The organism is Microbacterium trichothecenolyticum (assembly GCF_041938625.1).
GTDB lineage: Bacteria > Actinomycetota > Actinomycetes > Actinomycetales > Microbacteriaceae > Microbacterium > Microbacterium trichothecenolyticum_D.
In genome coordinates, this window is the sequence record NZ_CP169427.1 from 694126 (window position 1) to 707726 (window position 13601).

13 protein-coding genes are annotated in these 13601 nt (G+C 72.3%); 8 read left to right on the forward strand and 5 right to left on the reverse strand.

Going from position 1 to position 13601, the window contains the following annotated elements; translation table 11 throughout:
* Nucleotides 1-18: 18 nt before the first annotated feature.
* Nucleotides 19-1296, forward strand: coding sequence for an ATP-binding protein (locus tag ACEYYH_RS03210; protein WP_374976849.1), 1278 nt, complete (start codon nucleotides 19-21; stop codon nucleotides 1294-1296).
* A 28-nt stretch (nucleotides 1297-1324) separates the two neighbouring features.
* On the opposite strand, the gene ACEYYH_RS03215 is transcribed toward ACEYYH_RS03210, so the two are convergent.
* Nucleotides 1325-2365 (reverse strand): LacI family DNA-binding transcriptional regulator, encoded by a 1041-nt coding sequence (locus ACEYYH_RS03215; protein ID WP_374976850.1) that lies wholly within the window; start codon nucleotides 2363-2365, stop codon nucleotides 1325-1327.
* 137 nt (nucleotides 2366-2502) lie between these two features.
* Between ACEYYH_RS03215 and ACEYYH_RS03220 the strand changes: the two genes are divergently transcribed.
* The 4 genes from ACEYYH_RS03220 to ACEYYH_RS03235 all read left to right on the forward strand — a co-directional run bounded on the left by ACEYYH_RS03220 (nucleotide 2503) and on the right by ACEYYH_RS03235 (nucleotide 6545).
* Nucleotides 2503-3633, forward strand: a complete 1131-nt coding sequence (locus tag ACEYYH_RS03220) for a Gfo/Idh/MocA family protein (RefSeq protein WP_374976851.1) — start codon at nucleotides 2503-2505, stop codon at nucleotides 3631-3633.
* A complete protein-coding gene (locus ACEYYH_RS03225) occupies nucleotides 3630-4358 on the forward strand; it encodes a cupin domain-containing protein (RefSeq protein WP_374976852.1) in 729 nt (242 codons plus the stop codon). The genes ACEYYH_RS03220 and ACEYYH_RS03225 overlap by 4 nt, the downstream gene beginning before the upstream one ends.
* Nucleotides 4355-5416, forward strand: a complete 1062-nt coding sequence (locus tag ACEYYH_RS03230; RefSeq protein WP_374976853.1) for a Gfo/Idh/MocA family protein — start codon at nucleotides 4355-4357, stop codon at nucleotides 5414-5416. The genes ACEYYH_RS03225 and ACEYYH_RS03230 overlap by 4 nt, the downstream gene beginning before the upstream one ends.
* A gap of 238 nt (nucleotides 5417-5654) precedes the next feature.
* Nucleotides 5655-6545: a cation-transporting ATPase gene (locus ACEYYH_RS03235; RefSeq protein WP_374976854.1), complete on the forward strand. Its 891-nt coding sequence runs from the start codon at nucleotides 5655-5657 to the stop codon at nucleotides 6543-6545.
* 99 nt (nucleotides 6546-6644) lie between these two features.
* Here ACEYYH_RS03235 and ACEYYH_RS03240 read toward each other — a convergent pair whose 3' ends face one another.
* Nucleotides 6645-7775: a Gfo/Idh/MocA family protein gene (locus tag ACEYYH_RS03240; protein ID WP_374976855.1), complete on the reverse strand. Its 1131-nt coding sequence runs from the start codon at nucleotides 7773-7775 to the stop codon at nucleotides 6645-6647.
* A 59-nt stretch (nucleotides 7776-7834) separates the two neighbouring features.
* On the opposite strand from ACEYYH_RS03240, the gene ACEYYH_RS03245 reads away from it, so the two are divergent.
* Together ACEYYH_RS03245 and ACEYYH_RS03250 are read left to right on the forward strand one after the other, a co-directional pair.
* A complete protein-coding gene (locus tag ACEYYH_RS03245; RefSeq protein WP_374976856.1) occupies nucleotides 7835-8461 on the forward strand; it encodes a TetR/AcrR family transcriptional regulator in 627 nt (208 codons plus the stop codon).
* Nucleotides 8462-8473: 12 nt separating this feature from the next.
* Nucleotides 8474-9532 (forward strand): FUSC family protein, encoded by a 1059-nt coding sequence (locus tag ACEYYH_RS03250; RefSeq protein WP_374976857.1) that lies wholly within the window; start codon nucleotides 8474-8476, stop codon nucleotides 9530-9532.
* 12 nt (nucleotides 9533-9544) lie between these two features.
* On the opposite strand, the gene ACEYYH_RS03255 is transcribed toward ACEYYH_RS03250, so the two are convergent.
* Both ACEYYH_RS03255 and ACEYYH_RS03260 read right to left on the reverse strand, forming a co-directional pair.
* A complete protein-coding gene (locus ACEYYH_RS03255; RefSeq protein ID WP_374976858.1) occupies nucleotides 9545-10297 on the reverse strand; it encodes a YidC/Oxa1 family membrane protein insertase in 753 nt (250 codons plus the stop codon).
* A gap of 86 nt (nucleotides 10298-10383) precedes the next feature.
* Nucleotides 10384-10794 carry a DUF6412 domain-containing protein gene (locus tag ACEYYH_RS03260; protein WP_374976859.1) on the reverse strand — a complete coding sequence of 137 codons (411 nt, stop codon included), beginning with the start codon at nucleotides 10792-10794 and terminating at the stop codon, nucleotides 10384-10386.
* Here ACEYYH_RS03260 and ACEYYH_RS03265 point away from each other — a divergent pair.
* On the forward strand, nucleotides 10793-12934 hold the full coding sequence (locus ACEYYH_RS03265) for a DEAD/DEAH box helicase (protein WP_374976860.1): 2142 nt from the start codon (nucleotides 10793-10795) through the stop codon (nucleotides 12932-12934). The genes ACEYYH_RS03260 and ACEYYH_RS03265 overlap by 2 nt on opposite strands.
* A gap of 103 nt (nucleotides 12935-13037) precedes the next feature.
* Here ACEYYH_RS03265 and ACEYYH_RS03270 read toward each other — a convergent pair whose 3' ends face one another.
* Nucleotides 13038-13559 (reverse strand): hypothetical protein, encoded by a 522-nt coding sequence (locus ACEYYH_RS03270; protein ID WP_374976861.1) that lies wholly within the window; start codon nucleotides 13557-13559, stop codon nucleotides 13038-13040.
* Nucleotides 13560-13601 lie beyond the last annotated feature (42 nt).

A 13601-nucleotide genomic window follows, 5' to 3' on the forward strand; every position in this document is an offset into this window, starting at 1 on the left:
ACCGAAGGGAGTCCGGGCATGGCAGGCTGGCGCATCCGCGACTATCACGCCGACGACGTCGACGGCATCCTGAGACTCTGGGAGCAGGTCATCGGCGAGGGCGTCGAGCCGGTCTACAGCCTCTCCGAGGTGCTCACGTCGTGCGCGAAGGATCACGCCGTGGTCGCCGTCGTCGGCGAGCAGGTCGTCGGTGCCGCGATCGGCCGTGCGGCGCACGCGCAGGGCTGGGTCGTCTTCCTCGCCACCGCCTCCCACGTCCGGGGCGTGGGCATCGGCTCGTCGCTCCTCTCCGCGCTTGAAGCACGGATGGCCCCCCAGGGCATCTCGAAGCTGTCTGCGCTCATGCCCGCCGCCGAGACCCGTATGGGCGCGTTCCTGCACCAGGGGTTCGAGCTCAAGCAGGACCTCCACTACTTCGAGCGGCACATCCCCGTCCAGCGCGAGGAGCTCAAGCGCCTCGCCGAGCTCGGCGGACGCGTGCTGCCCCGCGGCCTCTGGGACGCGGTCGGCGGCATGAACACCGAGAAGGAGCTGCTCGAACGGCGAGTCGTGCTGCCGCTGGCGCAGTCCGAGCTCGCGGAGCGCTTCGGTGTCGTGCCGCCGCGCGCGATCGTGCTGTTCGGCCCGCCCGGCACCGGCAAGACGACGTTCGCCAAGGCGATCGCGTCGCGCCTGGAGTGGTCGTTCGTCGAGGTCTTCCCCTCCCGGCTCGCGGCGAACCCCGGTGGACTCGCCGGCGCGCTGCGTGAGACCTTCGCGACGATCGCCGAACTCGAGCACGCCGTGGTCTTCATCGACGAGGTCGAAGAGATCGCCTCGCACCGTCAGGGCGAGCCGCCTTCGCCCACGCAGGGCGTCACGAACGAGCTGCTCAAGATCATCCCGGCCTTCCGCGAGCAGCCCGGACGCCTCCTGATCTGCGCCACGAACTTCATCAGATCGCTGGATGCCGCGTTCCTCCGGCACGGCCGCTTCGACTACGTCATCCCGATCGGCCTTCCCGACCAGCAGGCGCGCGACGCGATCTGGCGCCGCTACATCCCGGAGGCCGCGGTGGGCATCGACGTACCCGAGCTGGTCGCGATGACCGACGGGTTCTCGCCGGCCGACATCGAATTCGCCGCGCGCAAGGCGTCGCAGTCCGCCCTCGAGAACGCCGTGGACTCGGGCTTATCCGAGCCCGAGGGCCCGTTCATGGACGACTACACCGCCGCCATCGCGGGCACCCGCGCGACGGTGTCGGCACAGGTGGCCGCGGACTTCCTCGAGGACATCGAGACCGTCGGCCGGCTGTAACGGGCTGGTCCGGCCGGAGAGCCTCGGGCTACGCCGCAGGCACGGGACCCGTCGACTCACGCCACACCACGCGCAGCAGGTCGGTCGGCGCGGGGGGAGCGGGCAGACCCCGCACCGCCGCGATGAGGCGATGCATGGAGTGTGCACCGAGCCGCTCGCGATCCTGCCGCACGCTCGTGAGCGACGGCGCGAGGAAGGCGCTCTGGGGGTGATCGTCCCACCCCGTGAGGGTGAGATCCTCGGGCACGCGCCAGCCGCGCCTCGTCGCGGCGCGAAGCGCTCCGGTGGCGATGAGGTCGTTCGCGGCGATCACGGCGACCGGAAGGATGCCGTCGGGCAGGGCGTTCACGGCATCCTCGCCGGAGCGACCGCTCCAATCGCCGTCGATGACGCCCAAGGACTCGAGGCCGAGCCGCTCGATGGTCGCGAGGTACGCCTCGCGACGCGCCAGCGACGAGCGGAAGTCCCGAGGCCCCGCGAGATGCAGGAACCGTCGCTGACCTCCGGCAGCGAGGTGCTCCATCATCGTCACGATCGGCAGGGCGTCGGCCAACGCTCCGGCGGAGTGCATGTCGTCGTCGAACTCGGCGACGGCGAGGACGACGACCTGGTCGGGTTCGCCCTCCTCGGGTCGCGGATCCGCCCTCAGCTCGCGGGCGGGCCCCGAGCCCGCGTGGGCGGACGGGAGGGGAGTGAACGACAGCACACCCTCGTACTGGCCCGAGCCGATCAGCTCGGCGAGGCGCTCGTCGCGCTCGGTCATCTGGTGCGGGAGGCTCACCACCTCGACGACGTACCCCTCCTCCTGCGCCGCCGCGATCGCGCCCGGGAGCAGCGTCAACGGGGTGAGGGTCGCGATCGGCACGACCACCGCGAGCCGGCCCGTTCGCCGGGTGCGCATGGAACGAGCCGCCAGATTCGGGCGATAGTTGAGTTCGGCCGCGGCGGTCAGCACCTTCTGTCGCGTCGCCGGCGAGATCCCGGCGCGACCGGTGAACACGAACGAGACCGTCGACTGCGACACTCCGGCAGCACGGGCCACGTCATGGCTCGTCGGACGCTTCTCCACGCGACTCTCCTTCCGCCGTCGACCGCCCCTGACCCGCTCGCCCGATGGGAAAGCGCTTGACGAAGCCCACGGCCCCCTGCGATAGTACCTACTACGTCTTAGTAATACGTAGTAGTGCGCCGAGGAGGACGCGACACATGCTCAGGATCGGAATCATCGGCACCGGAGGGATCGCGGACGCGCACATCGCCGGGTACCTCGCCTTCCCGGAGCAGTGCGAGATCGTGGCACTCGCCGACGTCATCCCCGGCAAGGCGGCACTCAAGGCCGCCGCGTTCGAACTCGACGGCGCGACGCCCTATGACGACCCCCTCGAGATGATCGCCGCGGCCGCGCTCGACGTCGTGAGCATCGGCACCCCGCCCTCGACGCACGCCGCGCTCGCCATCGCAGCCCTCGACGCGGGCGTGCACGTGCTCGTCGAGAAGCCGATGGCGCCGTCGCTCGAGGAGTGCGACGCCATGCTCGCCGCGCAGGAGCGTTCGGGCAAGATCCTCTCGGTGGTCGCTCAGAACCGCTTCCGCGACGACGTCGCGACCCTCAAGGCCGTCGTCGACTCGGGCCTGCTCGGCTCGATCTCGCATGTGCGCGTCGACTCGTCCTGGTGGCGCGGGCCGGCGTACTACGACCTGTGGTGGCGTGGCACGTGGGAGAAGGAGGGCGGCGGCTGCACCCTCAACCACGCGATCCACCACATCGACCTGCTGCTGTGGCTGCTCGGCCGGCCGAACGAGATCGTCGCGATGCTCGCCAACGCGCAGCACGACAACGCCGAGGTCGAAGACCTGTCGGTGGCGGTGCTCCGCTACGACCGCGGCCTCGCACAGATCACGAGCTCGGTCGTGCACCACGGCGAGGACCAGCAGATCGTCATCCAGGGTGCGGATGCGAGCATCGCGCTGCCGTGGGCTGTCGTCGCCGAGTCCTCGCGCCCCGACGGCTTCCCTGCGGCCGGCGGCGATGCCGAGCGCGTCGACCGCATCGAGGCGCTCGTGGCCGGACGCGAGCCGCTGCCGCACCGCGGCCACGCCGGGCAGATCGGCGACCTGCTGGCGGCGATCCGTGACGGCCAGGCGCTCGTCGCCGACGGCCGCGACGGTCGCAACGCCGTCGAGGTCGTCACCGCGATCTACAAGGCGGGCTTCGAGCGTCGGTTCACCGCGCTGCCGCTGGGTGCCGACGACCCGTACTACCGCGCCGGGCAGCTGGTCGCGCGCGCACCGCACTTCTCAGAGAAGACCCGTTCCCTCGTCGAGGCCGCGTCGTGACCGCGGCATCCTTCCCCGGAGGGATCTCGCTGTCGCACCTCGACGTCTACGACGGCCCGGCGCCGGACGGCGTCTGCGGCGGCAGCCCCCACATGCACCTCGTGTCGACCGAGGCCTATGCGGTCATCGCGGGCGAGGGCGCGCTGCAGACGCTCGACGCCGCAGGCTTCCGCGAGACCCCGCTCACTGCCGGGACGGTCGTGTGGTTCGCTCCCGGCACGATCCACCGCGCCGTCAACCACGGCGGCCTGCGGGTGATCGTGCTCATGAGCAACGCGGGTCTGCCGGAGGCGGGCGACGCCGTGATGACCTTTCCGACGGAGATCGTGACGGATGCTGCGGCCTACGCCGCCGCGGCGGACCTGGGCGATCCGCTTCGCCGCGCAGAACGCGCCGCCCGCCGGCGCGACCTCGCCGTCGCGGGCTTCGGCATGCTGCGGGACGCGGTCGTCGCAGGTGACCGCGGTCCGCTCGACGCTTTCCGTGAAGCCGCCGGCGCCCTCGTCCGCAGTCGTGCGGAGAAGTGGCCCGACATCGTGCGCGAGGGGCCGCTGGCCGAGGCCGAGCGTTCGCTGGCCCTCGCCGAAGCCGTGGCCGCAGGCTCCGTCGCCCACCTCGCCGAAGCGCGCCTCCACGAGGCCGTCGCCTCGGCGGGGGAACGCGGCTTCGGAATGTGCGGGCGACTGCGCACCTACGATGTGACGGGCCAGGAGGACGCACGATGACCCTGAAGTACACCTTCGATCCGCTTCCCGAGCCCGTCGTCGGCCCCGGAGAGTTCGTCTTCGCGGCCGTCGGCCTCGACCACGGCCACATCCACGGCATGGTCGATCAGCTCGTCGAGGCGGGCGCGACGCTGTCGCTCGTCTACGACCCCGACCCTGACAAGGTCCGCGACTTCCTCGAGAGATTCCCGCAGGCGCGCATCGCGGCGAGCGAGCAGGAGGTGCTCGCGGACCCCGAGGTGCGCCTCGTCGCGAGTGCGGCGATCGCCTCCGATCGTGCCCCCCTGGGTCTGCGCGTGATCGAGGCGGGCAAGGACTTCTTCGCCGACAAGCCGGCGATCACGACGCTCGAGCAGCTGACCGCCGCCCGCGAGGCGACGGCGCGCACGGGACGTAAATTCGCCGTGTACTACGGGGAGCGGGTGCATTCCGAAGCGGCGATCCTCGCCGGCCAGCTCATCGGGCAGGGCGCGATCGGCACCGTGCTGCAGGTCGTGTCCTTCGGTCCGCACCGCATCGGCACCGGCCGCCCCGACTGGTTCTACGACCCGGAGCAGTACGGCGGCATCCTCTGCGACATCGGCAGCCACAACTTCGAGCAGATGCTGTACTACACCGGGGCGACCGACGGCGAGGTCGTGAGCGCGACCATCGCGAACTACGCCCACCGCGAGACTCCTGGACTGCAGGACTTCGGCGACGCCCATGTCGTGCTCGACAACGGGATGACGGGCTACGTGCGCGTGGACTGGTTCACACCGGCCGGTATCGATGTGTTCGGCGACGGTCGCACCGTCATCCTCGGCACGGACGGCTACCTCGAGCTGCGCAAGTACATCGACATCACCACCGACAACGGCGGCGGTCAGGTGCTGCTCGTGAACCACGACGGCCAGCAGCGCTTCGACGCGGACGGCAGGACCGGCTTCCCGTTCTTCGGGCAGCTGATCCGCGACTGCCTCGACCGCACCGAGATCGCGATGACGCAGGCGCACGCGTTCAAGGCTGCCGAGCTCAGCATCCAGGCACAGGCGACCGCGCGCGTGCTCGCCGGCTGACGCGGCCGCGCACGACGCGGAGTGCGGGGGAATCGATCAATCTGCTGAGAGTGCCGACGTCGGGGCGCCGCGCGGGAGGGGCACGCCCCTAGGCTGGATCGCACAAGGGGAGTACTCCCGCCTGCGGCACGCTCGTCACTACGGATCCAGCGCTGGATCCCGGGTTGCCGGCCCTTCGGGGCGGAGGAGACCTTGGCGTTCTTCGTCACGCCACGTCTCCGACCCGGAAGGAAACCCCATGAGCTCCCTCAACCGACTCTTCGGCCTTGCCGCCAAGGCTCTCGACTCGTCCGATTCGAAGGGTGCCAAGCCCGGCAGCGGCACGGACTGGCGCGCGATGGTCCGCGATGTCGCCGGGGCCGTCGCCGGTGACCAGCGCTCCGCGGCAGCACCGCCCGCGGCCGCGCCATGGCAGTCGGCGCCCGCCGCGCCGGCGCCGGCGGCTGCGGTCGGCCTCACGCCTCCTCCGGCGTCGACCGCGCCCGGCGCCGCCGCGCCACCCACCGCCCCGTCGCACACGGCGGCACCCGCGACCGCCGCCGACCGGGCCGCGATCGCCCGCTACGAGTACCTGCTCCAGACCTCCGACCCGCACCAGGTCGAGGCCATCCATCGGGAGGCGTTCGCGCGACTGACGCCCGAGCAGCGGGCGCAGGTGCAGGCCGGCATGCGCACCGAGCTGCGTCCGGCCGAGCAGCCGCGCTCCGCCGACGCGCCGGACCTTGCGCGTGCGGCGGCTCGCACCGAGGCGATGCGTCCGGGGGCGATGGCGGGCCTCCTCGCGCGGGTCGGGCGCGGTGGCCGCGGAACGCCGGCCGGTGGAGGCATGGCGCGCAGCGCGGCACTCGTCGGCGCGGGCGGGGTGCTCGGCGCTGTCGCCGGCGCCGCGGTGGTCAGCACCGTCGCCGTCCCGCTCCTCGCCCAGGCGGCGACGCTGGGCATGGACTTCGACGCCATCGCCGGCGGCCTCGACCTCGACGCGATCGCGGGCGGGGTCGACTTCGGCGGCGCGGGCGACCTCGTCGCCGGAGCGTCCGACCAGCTCGCCGGGGCCGGCGAGGCCGTGACAGGTCTCGGCGAGCAGATCTCGAACTTCGAGCTCCCCGGACTTCGCGACCTCTTCGGCTGAGACAGCGGGATCACGGATGCTGCAGCCCGCGGCATCCGTCATCTCCTCTGCGCGAGACCCCCGCCAGCCGGCCGGGGTCTCGCGTGGAAAGCGGTCGCGTCAGAGCGTGGCGGCCAATGGGTCGAAGTCCGCGGGAAGCGAGCCGACCTCGCCGAGCGTGCTCTCGACGTCGACGTACGTGCGCGACGCGGCCGCCTCCTCGATCGACAGCAGGGTGTCGAGCACGTGATAGCCGAACTCGCCGGTGGCGATGTGCGGGCGGCCGCCGCGGATCGAGCGGGCCATGTCGAGCAGGCCCAGACCGCGACCGACGAGGACGCCCTCCTGCGGCACCTGGATGATCTCCTGCTCGCTCACGGACACGTCGGTGAGCGGGCGCGTGATCGTGATGTCGCCGCCGAAGTAGTTCGGGTCGGGGATCACGATCGTGCCCTCGGTGCCGTTGATCTCGACGATGCCGTGGCGCTTCAGCGGCGAGTCGGTGCTGTACAGGCTCTGTGCCTGGCCGCCCCGCTCGAAATCCATCAGCACCGACAGCGTCGAGGGGATCTCGACCGGGAACTCGGTGCCGGCGAGCTCGCCGACCTGCACCCTGCGCGTAGGAGAGCCCTGCAGGCCGAGGGCTGCGACCGACGCGACGGGGCCGAACACGTGCACCAGCGCCGACACGTAGTACGGGCCCATGTCGAGGAGCGGTCCGCCGCCCTTCGCGTAGAGGAAGGCGGGGTTCGGGTGGAAGATCTCCGGGCCCTGCCATTGGAACGACGTCGTCGCGAACAGCGGACGGCCGATGTCGCCGCGCGCGATCGCGCGCTTGGCCGTCTGCATACCCGGGCCGAGCACGGTGTCGGGCGCGACACCGACGCGCAGGCCCGCAGCGTCCGCCGTCGTGAGCAGTCGCTGCGACTCCTCGCGGTCGATGCCGATCGGCTTCTCGGTCCAGACGTGCTTGCCGGCCGCGATGATCGCCAGCGAGACCTCGACGTGCGCCGCCGGGATCGTGAGGTTCACGACGATGTCGACGTCGGGGTCGTTCAGCACGACGTCGATGCCTCCCACGTGGGGCACGCCGTAGGTCGCGGCCTGCGCCTTCGCGCGATCCTCGAGGACGTCGCCGATCGCGATGACGCGCACATCGGGGAAGCTCGACAGGTGGGTCAGGTACTGGTCGCTGATGTTTCCGGCGCCGATGATGCCGACGCCGACGGCCCCAGAGGAAGACGTGGTCATCGGGACACGGTAGCACGAAAACCTCCATGTGGAGGTTTTTCTTCGGTAGCATTGTGCGCATGGCAGAAGAGGAGCACCAGCCGACCCCGCGCGGGTCGTACGCGAAGGGCGTCGCCCGTCGCCAGGAGATCCTCGATCGGGCCATCGAGGTGTTCGCGAAGCGCGGCTCCGACCGCACGAGCCTGCGCGCGATCGCCGAGGAGGTCGGCGTCACGCACGCCGCACTCACGCATTACTTCGGGTCGCTCGAGGAGCTCCTGATCGCCGTCTACCGCCAGTCCGAGGCCCGCGGCGACGACTGGAAGCCCGCTCCCCCCGACGTGACGCCCACCGAGCTCTTGCGCCGGTGGAGCGACGCCAACCACGAGGTGCAGGGCCTCGTGCAGCTGTACTCGTCGCTCGTCGCGTCGGCCCTGGAGGAGGGGCACCCCGCCGCGCGGGAGTTCGCGACCGAGCGCTTCGTGCGCGTGCGCACCGAGATCGCCGAGCGCGTGCGACACAACCAGCGCACGGGCCGCATCCGCGCCGACGTCGACCCGATGGCGGCCGCCGCGCTCATGATCGCGGCATCCGACGGTCTGCAGACGCAGTGGCTGCTCGACCCCGACGCCCCGCAGGACGCTGCGCTCGCCCTCCTCGACCAGCTGCTCTCCGAGCCGGCGCGGGCCGAAGACCCCGCGGTCTGAGACGGGAGACGGATGCCGCAGCACGGCGCCGGCCGGAGGTTCACGGCCGACCTGACCCATGCGGTGTCGAGCCTGTTCCGCCTGGCGCCGGCGCCGGCGCCGCGGTGGGCGATCGGCCTGCGCGCGGCGATCGCGATGGCGGTGCCGATCGCGGTCATGACGCTGTTCGGGCGCCCCGACCTGGGCTTCCAGGCGGCGACGGGCGCGTTCGTCGCCCTGTACGGGACCCACCTGCCCGTGCTCGAGCGGGCGCGCGTCGTGCCGTTCGTCGCCGGCGGACTCGCCGTCGCGGCGGTCCTCGGAGCTCTCGCCGGGCCGTCGGCGGTGGCGACCCTGATCGGGCTCGCGGTCGTCGCGATCGCGGCGGCCGTCGTGATGTTCGGCTTCGCGGTGGGTCCGCCCGGTCCTCTGTTCGTCGTGCTCGTGTACGGGCTGTCGGCGCACATCGTGGCCTCGGGAGCGGATGCTGCCACCTACGTCGCTGCGGTGGCCGGCGGCATCCTGTTCTCCTCGCTCGTGTCGCTCGCTCCGCTGGTGCTGCCGAGCCGCCGGCGCGTCGCTGCGCGGCCGTTGCGCGAGGTGCTGCCCGGCCCGGCGTGGCCTCCGGGGGAGCGGACGCTGGTCGTCCGCGTCGCGATCGTGACGGTGGTCGGGATCGGGGTGGGACTGTTCGTCGACCCGGACCGTGCGTACTGGATCGTGGGCGCGGCGATCGCCGTCGTGGGCGTCGCCGCCGACCGACAGGCGGCGGTCAGCCGCGGCCTGCACCGCATGGTCGGCACGATCCTCGGCGCGGGCGTCTACCTGCTTCTTGCTCCGCTGCCGATCCCGGCACTGTGGCTCGCCCTGCTCCTGGGCGTGCTGCAGTTCACGATCGAGCTGTTCGTCGTGCGCAACTACGCGCTCGCCCTCGGCTTCATCACGCCGCTCGTGCTGCTGCTCACCGGCGCCGCGACCGGCGCGGTCGACACCGTGGCGGTCGCGACCGAGCGCGTCGTCGACACCCTTGCCGGCGCCGTGCTGGGCGCGGCGAGCGGCGTGCTGCACACCCGTGACGAACCGGCGGCCTGACCTCGCCGCGGGTCATGCTGCCGCGAGAGGGTAGATCCGCCGCAGCACGAGGCGTTGCACCAGCGTCCATGCCACGGTCGTCGCGAGGTACAGCGCCGCGGCGAGCGGCACGAACAGGGCGAACACCGCAGTGGTGAACTGCAGGACGCCCGCGAGTCTCGCGATGCCGGCGCCGGCCAGGGGCGCAGCATCCGTTTCCGTCTCGATCTGCGGACGGAACGCGCGCCGCGTGATCTCGGCCACCACGATGATCACGGCGAGGACGCCCGCGAACACGCCGAGGGTCGCCAAGGACGCCGTCCCCGCGGCGACCGCGCCCACGAGGCTGGTGCCGAGCGGCACCGAGACCAGCTCGTGGGAGAGCAGCGCGTTGGCGTGCCCGGCGATGGCGGTGTGCAGGAAGAGCGCGTACACGATCGCGACCACAGGCGCCTGCGCGAGCATCGGCAGACAGCCCGCGAACGGCGACGCCTTCTCGTCGGCATAGAGCTTCATCGTCTCGCGCTGGAGGCGTTCGGGGTCCTTCTGGTGGCGGCGCCGCAGCTCTCGCAGCTTCGGGGCGAGGCGGCTGCGGGTCTGCTCGGCCTTCGCCTGCGCGATTCCCGCCGGGATGAGCGCCGCACGCACCAGCAGGGTCAGGAGGATGACGGATGCTGCGGCCGCGGCCGATCCGGTGAGGGGTTCGAGCAGGGAGGCGAGCCCCATGAGGAGGGAGTATGCCGCGTCGAGGATCGCGGCGACGGGCGGGAAGGCGTAGAGGTCCATCGAAGTGTCCGTTCGTCGGGTGCTGTCACGTGGCGTGCGGCCACGAAGGCACCGGCGAGCGGTCCTCGAGGGAACGGGCGTCGGGGCTAGGCGGCCAGGGCCGCGGAACCCGGGGCGCGTGGACGAGAGTGTCCGGGAGCGTCGGGGTGGGACGCGGTGAGCCGTGTCGCATCAGCGATCGCGCGGCGCGGATGAGCCGCGGTGGCGATCGCTGGAACGGGGGAGAAGAGGACGGCGACCGCGACGGCGAGGAGCGCGAGCGCTGCGACAACCGCGACGGCGATCACGAGGGCGCCGGTCTGCGGGTCGGACGCGGGTGCGACCTCGAACAGCGATCGCGCTGCGGCGCCGACGAGGTCGGCGGCGGGGCGGAGGGCTGCGGCGAGCACCTCGATGACGAGGCGCAGCACCGCGGTGAGGTTCTCGGCCACGCGCACCCCCTTCGTCGCGGCCACGGTAGCACGGGGCGTCGGCGGAAGGTCGGGTGTCAGGGCCATGGGGCAAGGTTTAAGGGTGACAGCGACCACGACGACCCGCACCGAAGCCCTCGACGTGCTGCGCACCCTCGTCGGCCGCGACGATGCCGACTTCCATGAGGGCCAGTTCGAGGCGATCGAGGCGCTCGTCGACGACCGCCGGCGGGCGCTCGTGGTGCAGCGCACCGGATGGGGCAAGTCGGCCGTGTACTTCGTGTCGACGCTGCTTCTCCGGAGACGGGGATCAGGGCCGACCGTGCTGGTGTCGCCCCTCCTCGCCCTCATGCGGGATCAGATCGCGGCGGCCGCGCGCGCGGGCGTGCGCGCTGTGAAGATCGACTCGACGAATGCGCACGAATGGGGTGACGTGCTCGCCCAGCTCGACCGCGACGAGGTCGACGTGCTGCTCGTGTCGCCCGAGCGCCTCAACAACCCCGCGTTCCGCGACGAGCAGCTGCCTCAGCTCGTCGCCCGCATCGGTCTTCTGGTGGTCGACGAAGCGCACTGCATCAGTGACTGGGGGCACGACTTCCGCCCGGACTACCGGCGCCTGCGCGACCTCATCGCGCGCATGCCCGCCGGCGTGCCGGTGCTCGCCACCACCGCGACCGCCAACAGCCGCGTGGTCGCCGACGTCGCCGAGCAGCTCGACGCCGGCATTGCGCAGACGGATGCCGCGACCCCGGGCGTGCTCACCATTCGCGGTCCGCTCGCGCGGGCGTCACTGCGGCTCGGCGTACTGCGCCTGCCGAACTCGCCGAGCCGGCTCGCCTGGCTCATCAGCCACCTCGGCGCTCTACCGGGGTCGGGCATCATCTACACCCTGACTGTGGCGGCGGCGAACGACACCGCACGCCTGCTGCGCGAGCGCGGGTACGACGTGCGCGCCTACACCGGGCAGACCGACACCGACGAGCGCGAGGAGTCCGAGGCGCTCCTCAAAGACAACCGCGTGAAGGCGCTCGTCGCGACGAGCGCGCTCGGCATGGGGTTCGACAAGCCCGATCTCGGATTCGTGGTGCACCTCGGCGCCCCGTCATCGCCGGTCTCGTACTACCAGCAGGTGGGCCGCGCCGGCCGCGCGACCGACTCCGCGGACGTGCTGCTGCTGCCGGGCACCGAGGACCGCGAGATCTGGCATTACTTCGCGACGGCGTCGATGCCCGACCGCGACCGCGCGGAGCGGGTGCTCGCCGCGCTCGCTGCCGCGGCGGGGCCGATGTCGACGCCCGCGCTCGAGGCGGTCGTCGACATCCGCCGCACGCCGCTCGAGCTGCTGCTGAAGGTCCTCGACGTCGACGGGGCCGTCGGCCGCGTGCGTGGCGGGTGGATCGCGACCGGCGTGCCGTGGACCTACGACGAGGACCGCTACCGGCGCATCGCAGCCGAGCGCGTCGCCGAGCAGCAGCACATGATCGAGTACGAAGAGACGTCCGGCTGCCGTATGGAGTTCCTGCAGCGCTCGCTCGACGACGACACGGCGGCGCCCTGCGGCCGCTGCGACAACTGCGCGGGCGCGTGGTTCGCCACGGCGATCGCCTCCGGCGCGACGGATGCTGCGGCCGCCGCACTCGATCGAGTCGGCGTGCCGATCGAGCCGAGACGGCAGTGGCCGACGGGTGCCGACCGGCTCGGCGTTCCGGTGAAGGGACGCATCGCCGGGGACGAGCAGGCCACGGAAGGCCGCGCGCTCGCGCGTCTCACCGACCTCGGCTGGGGCGGTGCGCTCCGCGACCTGCTCGCAGTGGGCGCCGCCGACGCGCCCGTGCCGCAGAACGTGCTCGGCGCGTGCGTGCGGGTGCTCGCCGACTGGGGCTGGGAGAACCGGCCCGTCGCGGTCGTCGCGATGCCCTCGCGGACGAGGCCACAGCTCGTCGACTCACTCGCGCGCGGCATCGCCGAGATCGGCCGACTGCCGTTCCTCGGAACGCTCGACCTCGTCGACGGCGGGCCGACCGGCCAGCCCGGCGGCAACAGTGCCTTCCGCGTCGCCGGGGTCTGGGGCCGGTTCTCCACGGCCGGGCTCGACCTCCCGGCCGGACCGGTGCTGCTGGTCGACGACCGCGTCGACAGCGGCTGGACCCTCACGGTCGCCGCCCGCGAGCTCCGCCGCGGCGGCGCGACCGAGGTGCTCCCCTTCGCCCTCGCCCTCCGCGGCTGAACCCTCACCGCTTCCGCCTTTCCGCCCCGCCTCTCGGTATTCCCCCGGTCGTTGAGCGAGCGAGGAACGAGCGAGTCGAAACGTCGCGAGCGCGGCGCAGAACTCACGGCTCCGCGGGAGGCTTCGGCCGCGGCCGGCGCACGATGAGGTAGATCACCGCGGCCACGACCAGCAGCGCCACGACCACGACCCACGGCACCCAGTTGATCGGCGCGGCGGCGTCGTCGCCCGCATCAGCCGTGGGCGAGGGCGTCGCCGTCGGGCTCGGCGTCGCCGTCGGCTCCGGCGTCGGGGTCGGGGTGGAGGTCGGCGTCGGCTCGGGCGTGGCAGTCGCCGTCGGCTCCGGCACGACGGTGGGCACCGGCACGGGCGTCGTGGGTTCGGGTGTGGGCTCAGGCGCGACGGTCGGCTGCGGGGTGGGCTCGGTCGTCGGCTCCGGCGTCGGCGCGGGGGAGCGCGTCGGGAGGACCCGTGTGGGCTCGGGCGTCGGCTCGATCGTCGGCTCCGGGGACGCCGTCCGGGTCGGCAGGTTCGTCGGCAGGGTCGTGGGCAGATTCGTCGGGAGCGCGGTGGGAAGCGGGATTCCGCCGTTCCCGCATCCGGCGAGGAGTGCGAGGCCCGCCACCAGGACGATTCCAGCGAGCAGCCGAGCTGCGCGGGGACGCCG

Bases quoted from the DNA above. Each gene is read 5' to 3' on its own strand.
- ACEYYH_RS03230 (WP_374976853.1), top strand. From the start codon at position 4,355: ATGACCCTGAAGTACACCTTCGATCCGCTTCCCGAGCCCGTCGTCGGC.
- ACEYYH_RS03220 (WP_374976851.1), top strand. From the start codon at position 2,503: ATGCTCAGGATCGGAATCATCGGCACCGGAGGGATCGCGGACGCGCAC.
- ACEYYH_RS03240 (WP_374976855.1), bottom strand. From the start codon at position 7,775: ATGACCACGTCTTCCTCTGGGGCCGTCGGCGTCGGCATCATCGGCGCC.
- ACEYYH_RS03235 (WP_374976854.1), top strand. From the start codon at position 5,655: ATGAGCTCCCTCAACCGACTCTTCGGCCTTGCCGCCAAGGCTCTCGAC.
- ACEYYH_RS03250 (WP_374976857.1), top strand. From the start codon at position 8,474: ATGCCGCAGCACGGCGCCGGCCGGAGGTTCACGGCCGACCTGACCCAT.
- ACEYYH_RS03210 (WP_374976849.1), top strand. From the start codon at position 19: ATGGCAGGCTGGCGCATCCGCGACTATCACGCCGACGACGTCGACGGC.
- ACEYYH_RS03245 (WP_374976856.1), top strand. From the start codon at position 7,835: ATGGCAGAAGAGGAGCACCAGCCGACCCCGCGCGGGTCGTACGCGAAG.
- ACEYYH_RS03260 (WP_374976859.1), bottom strand. From the start codon at position 10,794: ATGGCCCTGACACCCGACCTTCCGCCGACGCCCCGTGCTACCGTGGCC.
- ACEYYH_RS03265 (WP_374976860.1), top strand. From the start codon at position 10,793: ATGGGGCAAGGTTTAAGGGTGACAGCGACCACGACGACCCGCACCGAA.
- ACEYYH_RS03255 (WP_374976858.1), bottom strand. From the start codon at position 10,297: ATGGACCTCTACGCCTTCCCGCCCGTCGCCGCGATCCTCGACGCGGCA.